Annotated in this window: 20 protein-coding genes; 15 read left to right on the forward strand and 5 right to left on the reverse strand. The window is 72.0% G+C overall.

What is annotated here, in order from left to right; all coding sequences use genetic code 11:
• Window positions 1-91: 91 nt before the first annotated feature.
• Genes Aau02nite_RS03015 through Aau02nite_RS03025 form a run of 3 tightly spaced genes read left to right on the forward strand, consistent with a single transcriptional unit; the run spans window position 92 to window position 2,325 of the window.
• Window positions 92-889 carry a hypothetical protein gene (locus Aau02nite_RS03015; RefSeq protein WP_212986749.1) on the forward strand — a complete coding sequence of 266 codons (798 nt, stop codon included), beginning with the start codon at window positions 92-94 and terminating at the stop codon, window positions 887-889.
• Window positions 886-1,596 (forward strand): hypothetical protein, encoded by a 711-nt coding sequence (locus tag Aau02nite_RS03020; protein WP_212986750.1) that lies wholly within the window; start codon window positions 886-888, stop codon window positions 1,594-1,596. The genes Aau02nite_RS03015 and Aau02nite_RS03020 overlap by 4 nt, the downstream gene beginning before the upstream one ends.
• Before the next feature lie 9 nt (window positions 1,597-1,605).
• Window positions 1,606-2,325 (forward strand): hypothetical protein, encoded by a 720-nt coding sequence (locus Aau02nite_RS03025; RefSeq protein WP_212986751.1) that lies wholly within the window; start codon window positions 1,606-1,608, stop codon window positions 2,323-2,325.
• Window positions 2,326-2,484: 159 nt separating this feature from the next.
• On the opposite strand, the gene Aau02nite_RS03030 is transcribed toward Aau02nite_RS03025, so the two are convergent.
• On the reverse strand, window positions 2,485-3,462 hold the full coding sequence (locus Aau02nite_RS03030; RefSeq protein WP_212986752.1) for an N-acetylglucosamine kinase: 978 nt from the start codon (window positions 3,460-3,462) through the stop codon (window positions 2,485-2,487).
• A gap of 109 nt (window positions 3,463-3,571) precedes the next feature.
• On the opposite strand from Aau02nite_RS03030, the gene Aau02nite_RS03035 reads away from it, so the two are divergent.
• Genes Aau02nite_RS03035 through Aau02nite_RS03060 form a run of 6 tightly spaced genes read left to right on the forward strand, consistent with a single transcriptional unit; the run spans window position 3,572 to window position 9,679 of the window.
• Window positions 3,572-4,489 (forward strand): MurR/RpiR family transcriptional regulator, encoded by a 918-nt coding sequence (locus Aau02nite_RS03035; protein WP_212986753.1) that lies wholly within the window; start codon window positions 3,572-3,574, stop codon window positions 4,487-4,489.
• Entirely contained in the window at window positions 4,486-5,250 is a 765-nt protein-coding gene (locus Aau02nite_RS03040) for a sugar isomerase domain-containing protein (protein WP_212986754.1), read from the forward strand. The genes Aau02nite_RS03035 and Aau02nite_RS03040 overlap by 4 nt, the downstream gene beginning before the upstream one ends.
• A 17-nt stretch (window positions 5,251-5,267) precedes the next feature.
• On the forward strand, window positions 5,268-6,692 hold the full coding sequence (ngcE, locus tag Aau02nite_RS03045) for an N-acetylglucosamine/diacetylchitobiose ABC transporter substrate-binding protein (protein WP_212986755.1): 1,425 nt from the start codon (window positions 5,268-5,270) through the stop codon (window positions 6,690-6,692).
• Entirely contained in the window at window positions 6,692-7,600 is a 909-nt protein-coding gene (locus tag Aau02nite_RS03050; RefSeq protein WP_212986756.1) for a carbohydrate ABC transporter permease, read from the forward strand. The genes ngcE and Aau02nite_RS03050 overlap by 1 nt, the downstream gene beginning before the upstream one ends.
• Complete coding sequence (locus tag Aau02nite_RS03055) at window positions 7,597-8,481, forward strand: carbohydrate ABC transporter permease (RefSeq protein WP_212986757.1); 885 nt, start codon at window positions 7,597-7,599, stop codon at window positions 8,479-8,481. Before Aau02nite_RS03050 ends, Aau02nite_RS03055 begins: the two co-directional genes overlap by 4 nt.
• Before the next feature lie 31 nt (window positions 8,482-8,512).
• A complete protein-coding gene (locus Aau02nite_RS03060; protein WP_212986758.1) occupies window positions 8,513-9,679 on the forward strand; it encodes a glycoside hydrolase family 16 protein in 1,167 nt (388 codons plus the stop codon).
• A gap of 39 nt (window positions 9,680-9,718) precedes the next feature.
• Here Aau02nite_RS03060 and Aau02nite_RS03065 read toward each other — a convergent pair whose 3' ends face one another.
• From Aau02nite_RS03065 to Aau02nite_RS03080, 4 genes are read right to left on the reverse strand one after another with little or no spacing between them, the layout of a single operon-like run.
• Window positions 9,719-9,976, reverse strand: coding sequence for a hypothetical protein (locus Aau02nite_RS03065; RefSeq protein ID WP_212986759.1), 258 nt, complete (start codon window positions 9,974-9,976; stop codon window positions 9,719-9,721).
• Window positions 9,973-11,523 (reverse strand): radical SAM protein, encoded by a 1,551-nt coding sequence (locus Aau02nite_RS03070; protein WP_212986760.1) that lies wholly within the window; start codon window positions 11,521-11,523, stop codon window positions 9,973-9,975. The genes Aau02nite_RS03065 and Aau02nite_RS03070 overlap by 4 nt, the downstream gene beginning before the upstream one ends.
• A gap of 24 nt (window positions 11,524-11,547) precedes the next feature.
• On the reverse strand, window positions 11,548-11,877 hold the full coding sequence (locus Aau02nite_RS03075) for a hypothetical protein (RefSeq protein ID WP_212986761.1): 330 nt from the start codon (window positions 11,875-11,877) through the stop codon (window positions 11,548-11,550).
• The gene (locus tag Aau02nite_RS03080) at window positions 11,874-12,605 is read right to left on the reverse strand and encodes a prolipoprotein diacylglyceryl transferase (protein WP_212986762.1); all 732 of its coding nucleotides are present in this window, start codon (window positions 12,603-12,605) and stop codon (window positions 11,874-11,876) included. The genes Aau02nite_RS03075 and Aau02nite_RS03080 overlap by 4 nt, the downstream gene beginning before the upstream one ends.
• Window positions 12,606-12,738: 133 nt before the next feature.
• On the opposite strand from Aau02nite_RS03080, the gene Aau02nite_RS03085 reads away from it, so the two are divergent.
• The 6 genes from Aau02nite_RS03085 to Aau02nite_RS03110 all read left to right on the forward strand — a co-directional run bounded on the left by Aau02nite_RS03085 (window position 12,739) and on the right by Aau02nite_RS03110 (window position 18,225).
• On the forward strand, window positions 12,739-13,527 hold the full coding sequence (locus Aau02nite_RS03085) for an endonuclease/exonuclease/phosphatase family protein (protein ID WP_212986763.1): 789 nt from the start codon (window positions 12,739-12,741) through the stop codon (window positions 13,525-13,527).
• 136 nt (window positions 13,528-13,663) lie between these two features.
• Window positions 13,664-14,698, forward strand: coding sequence for a Bug family tripartite tricarboxylate transporter substrate binding protein (locus Aau02nite_RS03090; RefSeq protein ID WP_246594851.1), 1,035 nt, complete (start codon window positions 13,664-13,666; stop codon window positions 14,696-14,698).
• Entirely contained in the window at window positions 14,699-15,184 is a 486-nt protein-coding gene (locus tag Aau02nite_RS03095; RefSeq protein WP_212986764.1) for a tripartite tricarboxylate transporter TctB family protein, read from the forward strand. It abuts the gene before it with no gap.
• The gene (locus Aau02nite_RS03100) at window positions 15,181-16,734 is read left to right on the forward strand and encodes a tripartite tricarboxylate transporter permease (RefSeq protein ID WP_212986765.1); all 1,554 of its coding nucleotides are present in this window, start codon (window positions 15,181-15,183) and stop codon (window positions 16,732-16,734) included. The genes Aau02nite_RS03095 and Aau02nite_RS03100 overlap by 4 nt, the downstream gene beginning before the upstream one ends.
• A gap of 136 nt (window positions 16,735-16,870) precedes the next feature.
• Window positions 16,871-17,416 carry a TetR/AcrR family transcriptional regulator gene (locus Aau02nite_RS03105; protein ID WP_212986766.1) on the forward strand — a complete coding sequence of 182 codons (546 nt, stop codon included), beginning with the start codon at window positions 16,871-16,873 and terminating at the stop codon, window positions 17,414-17,416.
• Window positions 17,413-18,225, forward strand: a complete 813-nt coding sequence (locus Aau02nite_RS03110; RefSeq protein ID WP_212986767.1) for an NAD(P)H-dependent oxidoreductase — start codon at window positions 17,413-17,415, stop codon at window positions 18,223-18,225. The genes Aau02nite_RS03105 and Aau02nite_RS03110 overlap by 4 nt, the downstream gene beginning before the upstream one ends.
• The last annotated feature ends 1 nt before the right edge of the window (window position 18,226 follow it).

Raw genomic sequence — 18,226 nt, forward strand, 5'->3', positions numbered from 1 at the left:
ACAAGGGTGCACCAATGAGCGAGCTCGCGAGCGAATCATCAACTCTGCGCCCGACGAATGTCATCGCCGGAGCGCCAGCGGAGGCGATGGCATGAGCGCCCTGCGGGCGGTCACCCGGGCGGAGCTGACGAAGATCACCACGCTCCGCGCCGGCTGGCTGGTGCTGGGGGCCATCCTGGCCCTGCAGGTCCTGGTGGAGGCCCAGGTGGTGGGGCTCACCGCCGACGCGGTCGCGAAGATCACGCCGGACGGGACCATCGAGATCTTCCTGGGCCGGCCGGAACCGGCGCGGGCGGCCCTGCTCGAGTTCATCCGCGCGTCCTCGCTGCAGATGAGCGTGTTCCTGCCGGTCCTGGCGGCGGTCATCGCCGGACAGGAGTTCCGCGGCGGGCAGCTGAGGGCGAGCCTGCTCGCGGTGCCCCGGCGGGGCCGGCTGCTCGCGGCCAAGCTGGTGGCGGCGGCCGGGTACCTCACCCTGGCGGCGGTGCTGATCGCCGCGATCAGCACCGGGTTCAGCCATCTGGGCGTCCGGGAGTGGGATCCGGGGCTGCCGGTCAGCGGCGACGCGCTGCTGGGCCAGGCCGGGTTCATCCTGTACGCGGTCCTGCTCGGCGTGAGCACGTACGCGATCGCCGTCATCGCCCGCAGCACCCTGGCGGCCATCGGGGTCAGCCTCGCGCTGATCACCGTGACGATGACGCAGGTGCTGGCCGGCGCGCCGGGCCTGGACGCGCTGTTCCCGGTCAGCGCTGGCCGGAACCTGCTGCTCAACCCGGAGACCAGCGATCTCACGTCGGGTCCAGGGCAGGCCGTCCTCGTCCTGGTGGGCTGGGCGGTGGTGACCTCGCTGCTCGCCGGCCTCACCCTCGTACAGCGGGACGCCCGGTGACCGGCGCCGCCCCGATCGGGTTCGGTGACCTGCTCGCCGCCGAGCTCATCAAGATCCGTACGCTGCCGGCGATCCGGATCGCGCTGGCCGGCACGCTGCTCGCCAACGGTGTGCTCGGCATCCTGGCCGCGACGGATGCCGTCCGCGTCGCCGGTCCGGACGGCCCGGTCCCGATCACCCGGCTCGGGGGCCCGCTGCTGGCCCCGGTCTACGTCTTCGTCGCGATCGCCGTCTTCGCCGCCGGCAGCGAGTTCCGGGGCGGGCAGGTCCGGGTGAGCCTGCTCGCCGTGCCACGCCGGGCCCGGCTGTTCGCCGCCAAGTCCACGGTGTGCGCGCTGGTCAGCGTCCTCGCCGCCGTCCTCGTCGCGGTCCCGTTCCCGCACGCCGCGACGGGTACGGCCTTCCCCGCGCTCGTGACCGCGTATCTGCTGCTGGCGCTGGTCGGCTACGGCTTCGCTGTCATCGCGAGGACCGTGGTGATCCCGCTCGCCGTGCTGTCCGCCGCGGCCCTGCTGGTCGCCCCGATGCTCCGCGGCGTGCTCCCGGACCTGGTGAGGTACCTGCCGCACGACGCGGCCCTCAGCCTGGCCGGCCTGCCGGGCGGTCCGGAAGCCCTGGGCCGCGCCGGCGGCCTGCTCGTGCTCCTGTCCTGGGCCGCCGCGTGCGTCGCGGCGGCCGGGCTGGTCTTCGTCCGTCGCGACGCTTAGGAGACGGTGATGCCGGAAACCAAGCGGCGGCGGTGGTTGTGGCGCACAGCCGCCGCGCTCGCCGTCATCCTGGTCGCGGCCGTGGCAGCGCTCGTGGTGCTGTACCCGATCGCCGTCGCGGCAGCCTGCCCCGGCTGCCACGGGCTGCGCCGGGCCGGACCGGACGTGTACGTCGACGGCGATGCGACGCCGGAGCAGCGGCGTCAGGTGGTGGGCATGATCGCCGCGGCGAGACAGCGCGTCAGCGACTACCTCGGTGCGACGCGCAGCCGTCCCCGGGTCCTGGTCTGTCTCAGCGCCGGCTGCTATCAGCGCATCGGTGGTGGTGGCGAGAAGGGGCAGGCCCTGCGGGACCGGGCTCTCGCGCTGTCCCCGGGCGGCGCCGACGTGGTGATCGCCACTCACGAGCTGACCCACGCGGAGCTGTACCGGCGGCTGGGCGGCCGCTACGACGAGGTGCCCCGCTGGTTCCACGAGGGGATCGCGGTCCTGGTCTCCAACGACCCGCGTTACCTGACCGCGAAGCCGCCGGGTGAGCGCTGCCCGATCGACTACGCCCGGGCGCTGGCAGCCGTCCGCGCGGGTGCGGCGCCCTCGACGGACTTCTACCGTGACAGTGCCTGCGTGGTGGACCGGTGGACCGCCGCGCACGGCGGGGCCGAGGCCGTGCTCGATCTCGTCCGCCGCCTGCAGGCGGGGGAGTCGTTCGATTCCGTGGTGGTCCCCTGAACGACCCGGCGATGGCCGGTATATGCCGGAGACCTTCCACCGACCACCAGATCGCGATCAGCTACGGCGGTCCGGCCGACCCGGGTGCCATCCATGCCCGCCGGGCCAGCGAAAAACTCGATGCGCTCCTGGCCGGGCCCAACGACTGACCCATACTGATCAAGATTCGGCACTGATCGTCCAGACCTGGCGAGAGGCTCCGCTGCCCGAAAAGCCCGGGAGCATGCTGTCGTGCAGGCGGGCCGCGAGTCGGCCGTCCACTCCGGACACGTTGCACAGAGCCAGCCAGGCGGCCCCCAGGGCCGGGTCGTAGGCGGTGGCCACCGGGCCGGGCAGGGCCGCGAGCACGGCCTCCCGGACGGGCGTGTCCCCGGTGAGCAGGCCGCCGGCCAGCACGACCGGACCGTCCAGGGGTCCCAGCTCGCCCAGGGTGGTGACGAGCCGGATGCCGGCCTCGGCGGTCAGCCGCCCGGCCAGGGTGTCACCGGCCCGGGCCGCGGCGCAGACCAGCGGAGCGAGCCGGGCGAACGCCGGAGGCGGCTGCCGCCCGGCCCAGTGCACCAGGGCATCCCGAGAGTTCACGCCGGCGTGAGCCGCCACGACGGCGGCGAGCCCGGCCGGGGTTGATCCGGCCCAGTCGCGTGCCGCCGCGCGGACGGCCTGCAGGCCCAGCCACAGGCCCGAGCCCTCGTCGCCGAGCAGCCAGCCCAGCCCGTCCGCGGTGCCGGTGATCCGCCGGTGCTCCAGGCGGGCCGCGACCGCGCCGGTGCCCGCGATGAGCACCGCGCCCGAGGGTGCCGCCGTGCCCGCGGCGAAGGCGGTGACCGCGTCGCCGACGACGGAGACCGGGCAGCTCAGGCCGCTCGACCGCCACTGGTCGGCGAACGTCTCGGACACCCGGGGGTCGTCCAGAGCGCTCACTCCGGCGACGCCTACGGCACCCGCGATCACGGCGTCCGGATCGTGGCCGCGCAGGGCGGCCCGGACCGCCGTACCGATGGCCCGGGCGGCGGCTGCGCCGGACGCCGCGGGGTTGCCCGGGCCGGCCGACCCGCGGCCCAGCACGGCGCCTTCCGTGGTGGCGACGACGGCGCGCGACGCCGTCCCGCCGGCGTCGACTCCCAGCACCAGCTTCACGCATCAGATCGAAACATAGAAAGTTTTTGTTGACCAGAAGCCACAGTGGTCGTAATTTTCATCGACACAGGACATCGATGAAAACGAGGATCGACACAATGGGGATCGGGTGACGGGCGAGAGCGGCGGGCTGCTGGTGCGGCTGCGCATCGAGGGGCCCAGCATGCCGGAGGCGCTGGCGAGGATCGCCGAGACCATCCTGGCCGATCCGGAGACGGCCGCGCACGCGAGCATCGTGGACCTGGCCGAGCGGTCCGGCACCTCGACCGCCACGGTCACCCGGTTCAGCCGGGCGCTCGGCTTCAAGGGCTACGCGAACCTGCGGGTCGCCGTGGCCACCGAGACCGGCCGGGCCGAGCAGGCCCGCTGGGAGACCGACATCAGCGGGGACATCACCCCCGACGACCAGCTCGACAAGGTGCTGGACATGATCACCGCGGCCGACACCCGGGCCATCCAGGCGACCGCGTCCGGTCTGGACACCGCGGCCGTCGAGCGGGTCGCGGCGGCGATCGCCACCGCCGGGCGGGTGGAGATCTTCGGGCTGGGCAGCAGCGGTACGGCGGGCAGCGAGATGGCCTTCCGGCTGGAGCGCATCCGGGTCCCGGTGCGCTACCGGGCCGACACGCACACCGCTCTGACCAACGCCGCCCTGCTCGGCCCCGGTGACGTGGCGATCGCGCTGTCGCACTCCGGCCGCACCCGCGAGGCCATCGAGACGCTGGCCGAGGCGGCCGACCACGGCGCGCTGACCGTCGCGGTGACCTCGTTCGCCCGGTCGCCGCTGGCCGAGGTGGCCGACGTCGCGTTCGTGACCTCGGTGCACGAGACCACCTTCCGGCTCGCGGCGCTGTCCGCCCTGCACTCCCAGCTGCTGATCCTCGACCTGATCTACGTCGCCGTGGCCCAGCGCACCTACGAGCGCACCGCCGAGGCCCTCGAGCTCACCGTGCGGGCCGTCGACGCCCACCGGGTGCCCGAGCCCCACACCAACCGCAAGCGAGCACGGAGGGACAAGCCGCTGTGACGATCACAAGCGCCGCCTACGCCGAGGTCATCGCCGAGGCCATCACCCGGGTCGGGAGCAGCCAGCGCGACGCGGTGGCCCGGGCCGCCGACCTGCTGACCGCGACCCTGCGCTCCGGCGGGGTGATCCAGGCCTTCGGGTGCGGGCACTCCGAGGCGCTCGCCATGGAGATCGCCGGGCGCGCCGGCGGCCTGGTGCCGACCAACAAGATCGCGCTGCGCGACATCGTCCTGTACGGCGGCGAGCCCGCCGGCGTGCTCACCGACCCGCAGCTGGAGCGCACGCCCAGCGTCGCCCACCGGCTCTACGACCTGGCCCCGATCAAGCCCGACGACACCTTCGTCATCGCCAGCAACTCCGGCGTCAACGGCGCCGTGGTGGAGATGGCGCAGCTGGTCAAGCAGCGCGGGCACGCGTTGATCGCGATCACCTCGCGCGAGCACTCGGCCCGGGTGGACTCCCGGCACGACAGCGGGCTCAAGCTCGCCGACCTCGCCGACGTCGTGCTCGACAACGGCGCCCCCTACGGCGACGCGGCGCTGCCCTACAGCGCGGGCGCCGGCATCGCCGGGGCGGTGGGTGCCGTCTCCTCGATCACCGCCGCCCTGCTGGCCCAGCAGATGGTCACCGAGGTCGTGGCCCGCCTGCTGGCGCTCGGCATCACCCCGCCGGTCTACCTCTCCGACAACGTGCCGGGCGGGCGGGAGCACAACAAGGAGCTCGAAGCGCGGTACGCCGGGCGCATCCGGCGTACCGCTTAGGGAAGAAGGCCCAGCTGATGAACCGCCCACCCCTGGCCGAACCGTACCCCACCAGACGCACGCTGCTGCGCACGGCGCTGGCCGCCGGCGTCGCGGCGCCGCTGCTCAGCGGCTGCGTGACCGGTGGCGGCGACGACGCCGACCCGGCCGCCGGCAACACCGGCGCCAAGAGCGCCGACAATCCCCTCGGGGTCAAGGCCGAGACCCCGCTCGAGGTGGTGATCTTCAAGGGCGGGTACGGCGACGAGTACGCCAAACACGCCGGCACCCTCTACACCCGCAAGTACCCGGGCGCGAAGATCGACCACCAGGGCCTGCAGAAGATCGGTGAGGCCCTGCAGCCCCGGTTCGTGGCCAACACCCCGCCGGACGTCGTCGACAACACCGGCGCCAGCCGGCTGGACATCGCGACGCTGGTGGCCGCGAAGCAGGTCACCGACCTGAGTGCGTTGCTCGACGCGCCGTCCTTCGACGATCCGGCCGTGAAGGTGCGCGACACCCTGCTGCCCGGTGTGATCGAGGACGGCACGTTCGGGCAGACGCCACTGACCCTGAACTTCACCTACACCGTCTGGGGGCTCTGGTACTCCAAGTCGCTGTTCGCGGCGAAGGGGTGGGCGTACCCGAAGACGTGGGACGAGATGCTGGCGCTGTGCGCGACCATCAAGGCGGCGGGCATCGCGCCTTGGACGTACCAGGGCAAGTACCCGGAGTACATCAACGACCCGCTGCTCAGCATGGCCGCCAAGACCGGCGGGCTCGCGCTGGTCAGGGCCGTGGACAACCTGGAGCCCAACGCCTGGAAGGCGCCCGGGCTGATCAGTGCCGCCGAGGCGTTCGCCGAGCTGGCCGGCAAGGGCTATCTCATGGCCGGCTCGGAGGCGCTGACCCACACCGAGGCGCAGGCCGCCTGGTCCAACGGCAAGGCCGCGTTCATCCCGTGCGGCTCCTGGCTGGAGAGCGAGCAGAAGGACGTCACTCCGCCGGGCTTCGACATGGTGATGGGGACGGTGCCGTCGCGCACGGCGGGCGACCAGCTCAAGGCGACCGCGGTGCAGGCCGCCAGCAGCGAGTCGTTCCTGGTGCCGGCCAAGGCGAAGAACCCCGCCGGTGGCATGGAGTACCTGCGGATCCTGTTCTCCAAGCAGTCCGCCAAGGCGTTCGCGTCCACGGCCGGCACGCTGCCCGCGGTGGCCGGGGCGACCGACGGGCTGACCCTGAGCAGCGGGCTGGGCTCGGTCCGCGACGCGGTCACCGCGGCCGGCGCCGAGACCTTCACCTACCGCTTCCGCACCTGGTACGCCCCGCTGGCCAAGGCCCTCGACGACGCCACCGGTGAGCTGGTGAACAAGCGCATCACGGCGGCGGAGTGGGCGCAGCGGGTGCAGAAGGCGGCGGACGCGATCGCCAAGGACTCCTCGGTGCAGAAGTACACCCGCTGATGCGGCACGGTCGGTGGCGGTTCCTGGCCGGCGCGCTGGTGCCCGCGCTGGTGCTGCACGTGGTCTTCGTGCTGTCGCCGTACGCGCAGGCCTTCTACCTGTCGCTGACCGACTGGACCGGCGTGGCCGGCGAGGCGCACTTCGTCGGGGCGCGCAACTACGCCCGCCTCGGCGGGGACTCGCTGTTCCTGGACGCGGTGCGCAACAACGCGGTGATGCTGGTGGTGGTCCCGCTGGTCACCATCGGGATCGGACTGTTCCTGGCCAGCATGATGCACCTCGGCGGGCGGGGCGGGCGGCGCGGCATCGCGGGCTCGGGCGCGTACCAGATCGTGTACTTCTTCCCGCAGTTGTTGTCGCTCGTGGTCATCGCGGTGCTGTGGGGTTTCGTCTACAACCCGAACACCGGACTGCTGAACGGGGGATTGCGTGCGATCGGGCTCGGCGGCCTGGCCCAGAGCTGGCTGGCGTCGCCGGCACTGGCCCTGATCGCCGTGATGGCGGTCCTGGTCTGGTCGTCGGTCGGTTTCTACGTGGTGCTGTTCAGCGCGGCGATCGACGGCATCCCGCGGGAGCTGTTCGAGGCGGCGCTGCTGGACGGGGCCGGCGGCTGGGCGACGTTCCGGAAGGTGACGTTGCCGCTGGTCCGCGAGACCGTGCAGGTGGCGTTCGTGTACCTCGGTATCGCCGCGCTGGACGCCTTCGCGGTCGTGCAGGTGATGACGGTCGGGCCGGGCGGGCCGGACGGCGCCACCGAGGTCATCGGGCTCTCGCTCTACCGCAACGCGTTCACCTACGGCAAGTTCGGCTACGCCTCGGCCATGGGCGTCGCGCTGTTCTTCGCCACCCTGACGCTGGCCGTGCTGGCGTTGCGGGCCGGTCGCAAGGAGAGGCTGGAGCTGGCATGACGCTCGTGGACGAACGGCCCGCTGTGTCCGTACCGCCGGCTGCCGCGCGCCGGCCGAGGCGTTCCTACGCGGTGTTCCCGGTGCACCTGGCCATGCTCGCCTGGGCGGTGGTCACCGCGCTGCCGCTGCTGTGGGCGGTGGTCAGCTCGTTCAAGACCGACACCGAGATCCTCAACGAACCGTGGTCGCTGCCGGCCTCCCCGCAGCCGGGCAACTGGGTGCGGGCCTGGACCGAGGCCAACATCGGCCGCTACTTCCTCAACAGTCTGATCGTGGTGGGCGGGGCGCTGCTGCTGACCATGCTGCTCGGCTCGCTGGTCGCCTACGCGCTGGCCCGGTACGAGTTCCGGGGCAACCGGTTCATCTACTACACCTTCGTCGCGGCCATGTTCTTCCCGGTGTTCCTGGCCCTGGTGCCGCTGTTCTTCGTGGTGCAGCGGCTGGGACTGCTGGGCACGTACCCCGGTCTGATCCTGGTCTATGCGGCGTACGCCGTGCCTTTCACGGTCTTCTTCCTGCACTCGTTCTTCCGCACGCTGCCCGGTGAGGTGGCGGAGGCGGCGTTCATCGACGGCTGCTCGCACGGCGCGGTCTTCTTCCGCGTCATGCTGCCGATGGCCCGGCCGGGCCTGGTCGCCGTCGGCATCTTCAATTTCCTCGGGCTCTGGAACCAGTACCTGCTCCCGCTGGTCCTCAATCCCGACCCGGACCGGTACGTCCTGGCGCAGGGTCTGGCCGCCCTGTCGGTCAGCCAGGGGTACCGCAGTGACTGGAGCGGTCTGTTCGCCGGCCTGACCATCGCCATGCTGCCGGTACTGATCGCCTACGTCGCGTTCCAACGGCACATCCGCGCCGGTATGACCGCCGGCGCGGTCAAGTAGGTCCCCTCACCCCCCATTTCGGAGGACCCCCATGTCCAGATTCCTAGGGCTGCTGGGTGTGACGACGCTGCTGAGCTCCCTGGCCGTCTTCACCCACGCCGCCGGCGCCTCCGCCGCCGACTGCGGTTACCTGTTCGACGACTTCTCCTACAGCTCGGCCGGTGACAGCTCGCTGACCGCGAACGGCTGGACCCCGCGCAGCTACGCCGGCGGACCGGGCGTGCCGGGGGCGACGTGGTCGCCGAGCAGCATCACCTTCCCCACCGAGGGCGGGCAGAAGGTCATGCAGCTCACCGCCTCGACGGACGGCACCGGCGCCGGCACCAACCACGCCGAGCTCTACAGCACCCAGAAGCGCTACCTGGAGGGCACGTACGCCAGCCGGGTCCGCTTCACCGACACCCCCACGGCCGGCAACGACGGCGACCACATCAACCAGACGTTCTTCACGATCAGCCCGCTCAACGGCGACATGGACCCGACGTACAGCGAGCTGGACATCTCCGAGTACCTGCCCAACGGCGGGTGGGGCGAGACCGGCCCGATCAACTACCAGACCAGCTGGTACACCTACCGGGCCGAGCCGTGGTTCGCCGACAACATGCACACCGAGCAGCGTTCCAGCCTCAACGGCTGGCACGACCTGGTGGCCACGGTGGCCGACGGGCACATCCGGTACTACATCGACGGTGTGCTGGTGGGCGACCACTCGGGCAAGTACTACCCGCGGCAGACCATGACGATCAACTGGAATCTGTGGTTCATCGACACGGCGGCGCACACGGGCGGGCGCAGCACGTACATCCAGCAGGTGGACTGGGTGCTGTTCGCCAAGAACCAAGCGCTGACGCCGGCCGAGGTGACCGCGCGGACCGCGGGCTACCGCTCGGCCGGCGCCACGTTCGCCGACACCGTGGACACCACCGGCGGCTGCACCCCGCCGACCACGCCACCGACGACCCCGCCGACCAGCCCGCCGACCACGCCGCCTTCTCAGGGCGACTGCACGTCGGCCCCGGACTGGGCTTTCGGGACGGCGTACCAGGGTGGTCAGACCGTCAAGCACGAGAAGAGCCGGAACGGCGACCCGGGCGGCCCGCCCTCGGGTGAGGGCAAGCACCTGTGGAAGGCCCGGTACTGGACGCAGGGCTCGGAGCCCGGCTGGACGCAGCAGTGGCAGGATCTCGGTCGCTGCTGATCCGCGGCACGGGGGCGTCGCCGCCGGCGGCGCCCCCGGTCACGTCAGCCAGGTCCAGCACTGCCAGCCGATCCCGGCCAGCCCGGCCGTGGTCAGCGCGGCCAGGTACGCCATCACGAGCCGGACGTCCCGCAGCACGCATTTCGACCGTTGCAGCCCGGCCCGCCGGGCCCGCAGGTAGCCGGCCAGGCCCAGCGCGGCGAAGACGGTGACCGCCAGCGGCCCGGCCAGCCAGGTCAGCGCCGCCACGGTGGCGTAGACACACAACCGCAGCGGATCGGCCGGAGCGCTGGTCACCGCCGCACCACTGCTTGCGGGAGGCGCTGGGCCGCCAGCTGCGGCCAGGCCTGCACGGCGCAGAACGGCGCACACTGGTCCCGGTCGTCCTTGCGGGTGCCGACGTGCACGCAGCACTGCAGCAGCCGTTCCTCCACCATCGTCGCCATGTCCATGAACGGCTTGACGGTGATCCGCTTGACCCGTTCGGCCAGCATCCGGCGCAGCCGGGCCCGGCCGCCGGGCAGGCTCGACGACGCCATCGCGGCCAGCGTGCCGATCCCCAGGTCGCAGTTGGCGCAGATGTCGCGCCACAGGTCACCGACCCGGGGATGCGACAGCGACGACTGCTCCGAGAGCAGGCCGAGCAGCGAGTCGCGGACCACCCCGCGCAACTGGGCGGGCAGCTCGGTGTCGGCGATCCGGTTGGCGACGGCGTCGGGCGCCAGCTCCAGGAAGGACAGCAGCCGGTCGTGACCGACCAGGGCCGTCAGTGAACGCCACTCGCCGGTGTCGTCGCGCAGCAGATAGCCGACCGAGCAGCAGTGCGGGTGCGAGCAGGGCAGCGCGGTCAGGTCCCGCCAGGTGACCAGGTCGCCGGTCTGCGGGCCGAGGCGGGCCAGCACCCCGGTGTGGGTGAGCCGGCGGCCGGCGTCGATCGCCGCGGACCGGCCGGAACCGAACTGCGGCTGGATCGACACCCCGCCCACGTACGGCGTGTCCAGCGCCCGCTTGACCACCGCGCCGATCTCGTCGTCGTTGACGCCCAGCGCGGCCGTCATGGTCAGCGTGGTGAAGATGCCGCGCCCGGCCAGCCGGTCGATCGCCTGTTCCTTGGCCCGTCGCAGGTCGGCGCCGCGGTGCTGCCGGTGCGCGCGCTCACTGACGCCGTCGTACTGCAGGTAGACCTCGACCCGCTCGCGGTGTGCGGCCAGCAGGTCCAGCAGGGCGTCGTCCCGGGCGATCCGCAGCCCGTTGGTGTTGAGCAGGATCCGGACGACGTCCCGCGCGGCGACCGCGTCGAGCAGCTCGGCCAGGTACGGGTACAGCGTCGGCTCGCCGCCGGAGAGCATGAGCACGTCGAGGCGCTGCCGCTCCCGGACCAGCCTGGCGTCCAGATTGGCCAGCACGTCGGCCAGCGGGACGACGCTGTCCAGCGCCGGCGAGGAGTCGGCGAAGCAGGTGGGGCAGCGCAGGTTGCAGGTGTCGGTGAGGTCGGTCAGCAGGATGCAGGTGTGCTGGGTCTGCATCTCCGGGAGCCCGTCGAGGTACGCGGCCGGCACCGGGGCGAAGTTGCCGGCCAGGTCGGGCTCGTGCTGCTTGGTCGGCGCGGTCCACCGCTCCAGGTAGGTCAGGATGTGCGGGTGCTCGTCGTACAGGGTGCGGACGAGGCCGTGCCGGGCGCAGCCGCGCTCGAGCCAGACCTGCTCGTCGCGGACCACGAGCCGCCCGGAGAGCCGGGCCACGTCGGCCAGCGGGCGCTGCGGGTCCTCCTCGTGGCAGTGCGGGCAGAACGCGTTGACGTAGCGGTGGATACGGTCGCCGCGCAGCGGCATGCCGGTGCCCATCAGTGATTCCTCCGGTGGCGCGTTTCATTGGGCCGAGATCATGGCCACGCACAGCCCGAACCCGATCAGCGGCAGCACGATCAGGCCGGCGGCCCAGCCGATGAACAGCCCGATGCCGATGCCGCGGTCGCCCTTGACGATCAGCACCGTGCCGGCCGTGACGACCGCGACGAACAGCACCAGCTGGCCGAGCAGGCCGCCGCCGATGATCTCCTGATCGAACGCGGACCGGGTGCCCCACAGGGCAGCGGCGAGCAGCCCGGCGAGCAGCAGGTGGCCGAGGACGGCGAACCCGATCCCGGCCCAGACGGCGCCGGCCCGGATGGGTCGCTGGGGCGGTGGTGGCGGCATCATGCCGGCACCTCGTGCACCCGGGTGGCCCGGTGCCGCCGGAGCAGGACGACGATCCGCCAGGCCAGCAGGGGAGCGCAGGCCGGCAGGAACAGCTGCGGGCGGGTGAGGCCGGCGGCCACCACCTCGTTGCCGCGGACGAACTCGACCAGGAACCGGAACGCCGCGTAGGCCGCGAGGTAGCCGGTGAACAGGGCGTCCGGCTGGGTGATCCGGTCGCGGGCCCTGATCAGCACGGCCAGGGCGAGGAGATGGAACGCGATCTCGTACGCGAAAGAGGGATGCCGTGGCACGCCGTCGACGGTGATGCCCCAGCCGGCGCCGGTGGGCGTTCCGGGCAGCTCGGTGAGCAGGCACCCGATCCGGCCGACCGCCATGCCGGCGGCGATCGCGGGCGCGAACAGGTCGCCGCTGCGGGCGGTGTACCCGCACAGCCGTTTCGCGACCAGCACACCCAGGTACGCGCCGGCCAGGCCGGAGAGGATGCTGCGGTTGCCGTACGCCCACTGTTCGGCCAGGGTCGCGTTCTGCCGCAGGTCCAGGTGCTGCAGCCAGGTGCCGAGCCGGCCGAACAGGGCGCCGCCGACGAGCACCCCGGCCACGAGGTACCAGAGCCGCTCGTCGCGACGGCCACGCCGGCGTACCTCGGCGGCGAAGACCAGCCCGGCGACCGCCAGGCCGAGCGCGACGAAGAGGTCGTGCGTGCCCGCTGGCATTTGCCCGATATGCACGAAATGACGATATAGCATCCGGAGGGTGGAACCGCCGACGACGACCCACCAACTGGCGGCTGTCGTCCCCAAGAGCACGCGGCGACTCTCCTGACCGGGCTGCGACCGATCCCACCGGGTAGCGTCTGCCGGCGTGACCCGGACGACCGAGGTGCGGCTGCTGACCTTCAACGCGCTGATGCGCGGTGACGTCCGGGCGCGGCTGCGGGCCCTGGGCGTCGTCCTGGAGCAGTCCTCCTACGACGTGGTCTGCCTCCAGGAGGTGCTGGTGCGTCGCCAGGCCGCCCTGGTACGCCGCCTCGCCCGCCACTACGGCCACCACGCCTGGTCCGGCTCCCTGTTGCTGGAGGGCGGCCTGGTGCTGCTCTCGCGCCGGCCGATCCGGACCGCCCGCTTCGTGCGGTACCCGCGCACCGGCCCGCCCCGTCCCGAATACCTCATGCGCAAGGGCGTCCAGCTCGCGGTCGTGGACACGCCGGCCGGCCCGCTCGCCATCACGAACACCCACCTGTCCGCCAACCGCGACGGCGACTGGTCACCGGCGAACCGCTACACCCGGGTCGCCCGCGCCGAGCTGGATCACCTCGCCGGTGAGCTGGCCGGGCTCGACCCGGCGCTGCCGGTCGTGGCCGTGGGCGACTTCAACGTCCCGCGCGACGCCGCCGCGCTCACCGGCTTCCTGGCCCGGACCGGGCTCACCGACGTGCTGGCCGGCGACACCGCGCCGACGTACCGGCCGACTCCGCGCTGGCCGGCCCCGCCCGCCTTCGACCACGTGCTGATCCGGCCGGCGCCCGGGCGGGAGCTGTCCGCCGAGGCGCGGATCGTCCTGCGGGACGCGGTGACCCTGCCGGGTGGCCGGCGGGGATATCTGTCCGATCACTACGGTGTCGAAGCGCTGCTGTCCCTGGGTGCCGGCTGAGCCACCGCGAGGTCACGCCGCCCTGAGGCCGCCGTGACCACAAAGACCACAACGACCACCGTGTCCGTAACGATGACCGCCGATGGTCCCGCGATGCAGCATCTCTGAAACACGTAGGCAACACAGAGGAGCGGTCGTGAAGGACACAGTTGTGCGGCGCCCGGGTCGCGTCGTCGCCGCGGGGATGGCCGCGGCGCTGCTGGCCGCCACCGCGGCCGGGTGTGAGAAGGACACCGCCGGCGGGCAGACCGGCACCGGCGAGGTGCGCTATCCGACCAAGACGGTGCAGCTCATGGTGCCCGCCGCGCCCGGCGGCGGCTGGGACCTCACCGCGCGCACCATGCAGAAGGCGATGACCGACGGCAAGCTCGTCGACCAGAGTGTCGAGGTCTACAACGTGACCGGCGCGGCCGGCACCATCGGGCTGGCCCAGCTCGTCTCCAAGAACCGCGGCGACGCGCACCACCTGATGGTCATGGGCCTGGTGATGGTCGGCGGCGTGGTGGCCAACAAGTCACCGGTCAAGCTGGACCAGGTCACCCCGATCGCCACGCTGACCGCCGAGCAGGAGGTCATCGTCGTCCCGGCCGCCTCCAAGTACAAGAACCTCAAGCAGCTCATGGACGACGCCAGGGCCGCGCCGGCGTCGATCAACTGGGGTGGCGGCTCGGCCGGCGGCACCGACCAGATCCTGGTCGGCCTGCTCGCCAAGGCGGCCGGCGCCGACCCCAGGGCGATGAAGTACGTCGCGTACTCCGGCGGCGGCGAGGCCAAGGCGGCGCTGCTCTCCGGTGACCTGACCGCCGCCGTCTCGGGCCAGAGCGAGTTCAAGGACCTGGTCGCGTCGGGCAAGGTCCGCGCGCTCGCGGTCTCCGGCGCGACCGGCGTCGACGTCGGCGGCGGGTCGCCGGCGCCGACCATCAAGGAGCAGGGGTACGACGTCGAGCTGATGAACTGGCGCGGAGTCGTCGCCCCGCCCGGGATCGACGCCCCGACCAAGGAGGCCGTGACCGCGCTCGTGGACCGGCTGCACTCCTCGGAGTCGTGGAAGTCCGCGCTGCAGAAGCAGGGCTGGGAGGACTTCTACAAGAGCGGTGACGCCGCGTCGACGTTCTTCACCAGCGAGAACCAGCGCATCACCACGGTCCTCACCGACATCGGGCTCGGCTAGATGACGACCGAAGCGGTACCGGTACGGCCCTCGGAGACGAGCCGCCGTACCGGCGGGGTGGTCCTCGCCGCCGTGCTGGTGCTCGTCGGCGCGTTCCTGCTGTGGACGGCGGTGCGGGAAGCCGATGGTGATCTCGGTCTGCGCAGCCCGCGGCTCGCGCCGGTGGTGGTGTCCGTGGCCTGGGTGGCCATCGCCGTGGCGTACCTGATCGCGCAGCTGCGGACCCGGGAGACGCCGCCGGAGGAGAAGCCCGGCTGGTTGAGCCCGGCCGGGGTGGTGGCGTGCCTGGTCGGCTTCGCCGTCGCCCTGGAGTACGCCGGCTTCGTCGTCTCCGCCGCGGTTTTCGTCGTCGTGGTCTCCCGCGTGCTCGGCAGCCGCCACCTCGTCCGGGACGCCGTCGTGGCGGTGGTCCTGCCGACCGCGGTCTACCTGGCCTTCACCCGGCTGCTCGACATCTTTCTGCCCGCGGGGGTGTTTCCACTGTGAACGTCTTCGGCGACCTGCTCTCCGGCTTCGGCACCGTGCTGAGCCCGGAGTACCTGCTGTACGCGGCGATCGGCGTCACCCTGGGCACCTTCGTCGGCGTCCTGCCCGGCATCGGCCCGGCCCTGACCATCGCGCTGCTGCTGCCGGTCACGTTCAGCCTGGACGACCCGATCGGCACGTTCATCATGTTCGCCGGCATCTACTACGGCGCCATGTACGGCGGGTCCACCACCTCGATCCTGCTCAACACCCCCGGCGAGTCGGCCTCGGTGGCCACCGCGATCGAGGGCTATCAGATGGCCCGCCGGGGACGGGCCAAAGCCGCGCTGGCCACGGCGGCGATCGGCTCGTTCGTGGCCGGCACCATCTCCACGCTGCTGCTGAGCCTGCTGGCCCAGCCGGTGGCCAGGCTGGCGAGCACGTTCCGGGCGGCCGACTACTTCGCGCTGGCGCTGCTGGCGATGGTCGCGGTCACCGCGCTGGTCGGCCGGTCGGTCGTCCGCGGCCTGATGTCGCTGGTCTTCGGCCTGTTCCTGGGCCTGGTCGGGATCGACGCGCTGACCGGGCAGGCCCGGTTCACCTTCGGCACGATGGAGCTGCTGGAGGGCGTGGACATCGTGGTGGTGATCGTCGGTCTGTTCGCGATCGGCGAGACCCTGTACGTCGCGAGCCGGCTGCGGCACCTGCCCGAGCACGTGCATCCGCTGGAGCCGGGCTCGGCCCGGCACGGCTGGCTCACCCGCGACGACTGGCGGCGCTCCTGGGGTCCCTGGCTGCGCGGGACGGCGGTCGGCTTCCCGTTCGGGGCGCTGCCGTCGGGCGGGGCGGACGTGCCGACGTTCCTGTCGTACACCTACGAGAAGCACCGGGCGCGGGACCGGGCCGAGTTCGGCAAGGGTGCGATCGAGGGGGTTGCCGGTCCGGAGGCGGCCAACAACGCGGCGTTCTCGGGTGTGCTCGTACCGCTGCTGACCCTCGGCATCCCCACCTCCGCGACCGCCGCGGTCATGCTGGCCGCCTTCCAGATCTTCAACCTGCAGCCCGGCCCGCAGCTGTTCGACACCTCGCCCGAGCTGGTCTGGGCGCTGATCGCCTCGCTCTACGTCGGCAACGTGCTGCTGTTGCTGCTCAACCTGCCGCTGATCCGGGTCTGGGTCAAAGTGCTGCAGATCCCGCGACCCATCCTGTACGCCGGCATCCTGGTCTTCGCCACGCTCGGGGTCTACGCCGCCACGGGCAGCGTCAACCAGGTGTTCATGGCCTACGCCGTCGGGGTGGTGGGCTTCGGGATGCGCCACTTCGACTTCCCGATCGCGCCGGTGATCCTCGGCCTGATCCTGGGCCCGATGATGGAGGTGCAGTTCCGCCGGGCGCTGCTGGTGGCCAACGGTGACCTGAGCACGTTCGTGACCCGGCCGCTGACCGCGGTGCTGCTCGCGTGTGCGGTGCTGGCGTTCGTGGTGCCGTACCTGCCGCGGATCGTGGCCCGGCTGCGCGGCCGCGATTCGCGCGACGAGCCGAAGAAGCTGGTGTTCGCCGAGGACGACTAGGGCGCCTCTCCCGGCGAAGTTACCTATGGTAAGTTACCAATGGTAACTGCAATCGGGAGGTCACATGCATGTCGGGGAGGGCGCCACCTCGCGTCGACGCCTGTCCAAACCGGATCGCCATGCCCAGCTTCTGGAAGTGGCACGCCGGTTCATTCGGGAGGAGGGCACGGACGAACTCACCCTCGGGCGGCTCGCCGAGCGGGCCGGGGTGACCAAACCGCTGGTCTACGACCACTTCGGCGACCGGGCCGGCATCCTCGCCGAGCTGTACCGCGAGTTCGAGGCGCGCCAGCGCGAGACCTTGGACGTCGCGCTGCGCGAGGCCGCACCCTCCCTTCCGGCGGTGGCCGGCATCGTCGCGGGGGCCTACATCGACTGCTGCCTCGTGGAGGGCCGCGAGCTGGCCGACGTGGTGGCCGCCCTCGCCGGCTCCGCCACCCTCAGCCAGGTGCGCCAGGAAGCGGAAGCCGCCTACCTCGCCCGATGCCGTACGGCCCTCGAACCCTTCTGCGGGCCCATCGACGCCGCCGGCCTGCACGCGCTGATCGGCGCCGGTGACGCTCTGGCCCGCAACGCGCTCGCCGGCCGGATCAGCCCCGAGCGCGCGCGCGGCGTCCTCACCCGCGTCATCACCGCCCTCGCCGTCGACGGCGAGCCCGGCACGACGGAGACGAGACCATGACCATCAGCCATTCCTCGAAGCCCGGCACCGCCCTCTGGGTGTACGCGCATCCGCGCCGCGGGTCCTTCAACGACCGGCTCTTCACCGCCGGGGTCGAGGCGCTGTCGGAACGCTACGAGGTTCTGACCTCCGACCTGCACGCACAGGGCTTCGATCCCGTTCTCGGCGACCGTGACCTCGGCGATCTCGCCGGCCGGCCGGGCAACATCGCCGAACTGGCGGGCGAGGCGTATGCCCGGGGCCAGCTGAGCGACGATGTACGCGCGGAGCAGGCCAAGCTCGCCGCCGCCGAGCTGCTGGTCGTGCAGTTCCCCCTGTGGTGGTACGGGCCGCCGGCGATCCTGAAGGGCTGGTTCGACCGGGTACTCACCAGCGGGTTCGCCTACGGCGACACCGACCCGGACCTCGGCTTGCCCCGGCGTTACGGCGACGGTGGACTCGCCGGGCGCAAGGCGCTGATCGTGGTGACCGCCGGCGAGGACGCGAAGTCGATCGGCCCACGCGGCATCAGCGGCGATCTCGACTCCCTGCTGTTTCCGCTGACCCACGGCGTCTTCTGGTACGTGGGTATCGAGACCCTGGACCTGCACGTGATCCACGACGCCGACGGTCTGGACAGCGCCGGGGTCGCTGACGAGATCGAACGGTTGCGCCGACGGGTGCGCACGGCCGGCTCGGAACCGGCCCGGCCCTATCGGCGCCTACGCGACGGCGACTATCACGGCACGCGGGCGCTGCGCGAAGACCTCCTGCCCGGCCGTACCGATCTCGCCATCCACCTCGATCCCAGCGCGAACGCCGCTCGTTGAT

This window comes from Actinoplanes auranticolor (assembly GCF_018332655.1).
Lineage (GTDB): Bacteria > Actinomycetota > Actinomycetes > Mycobacteriales > Micromonosporaceae > Actinoplanes > Actinoplanes auranticolor.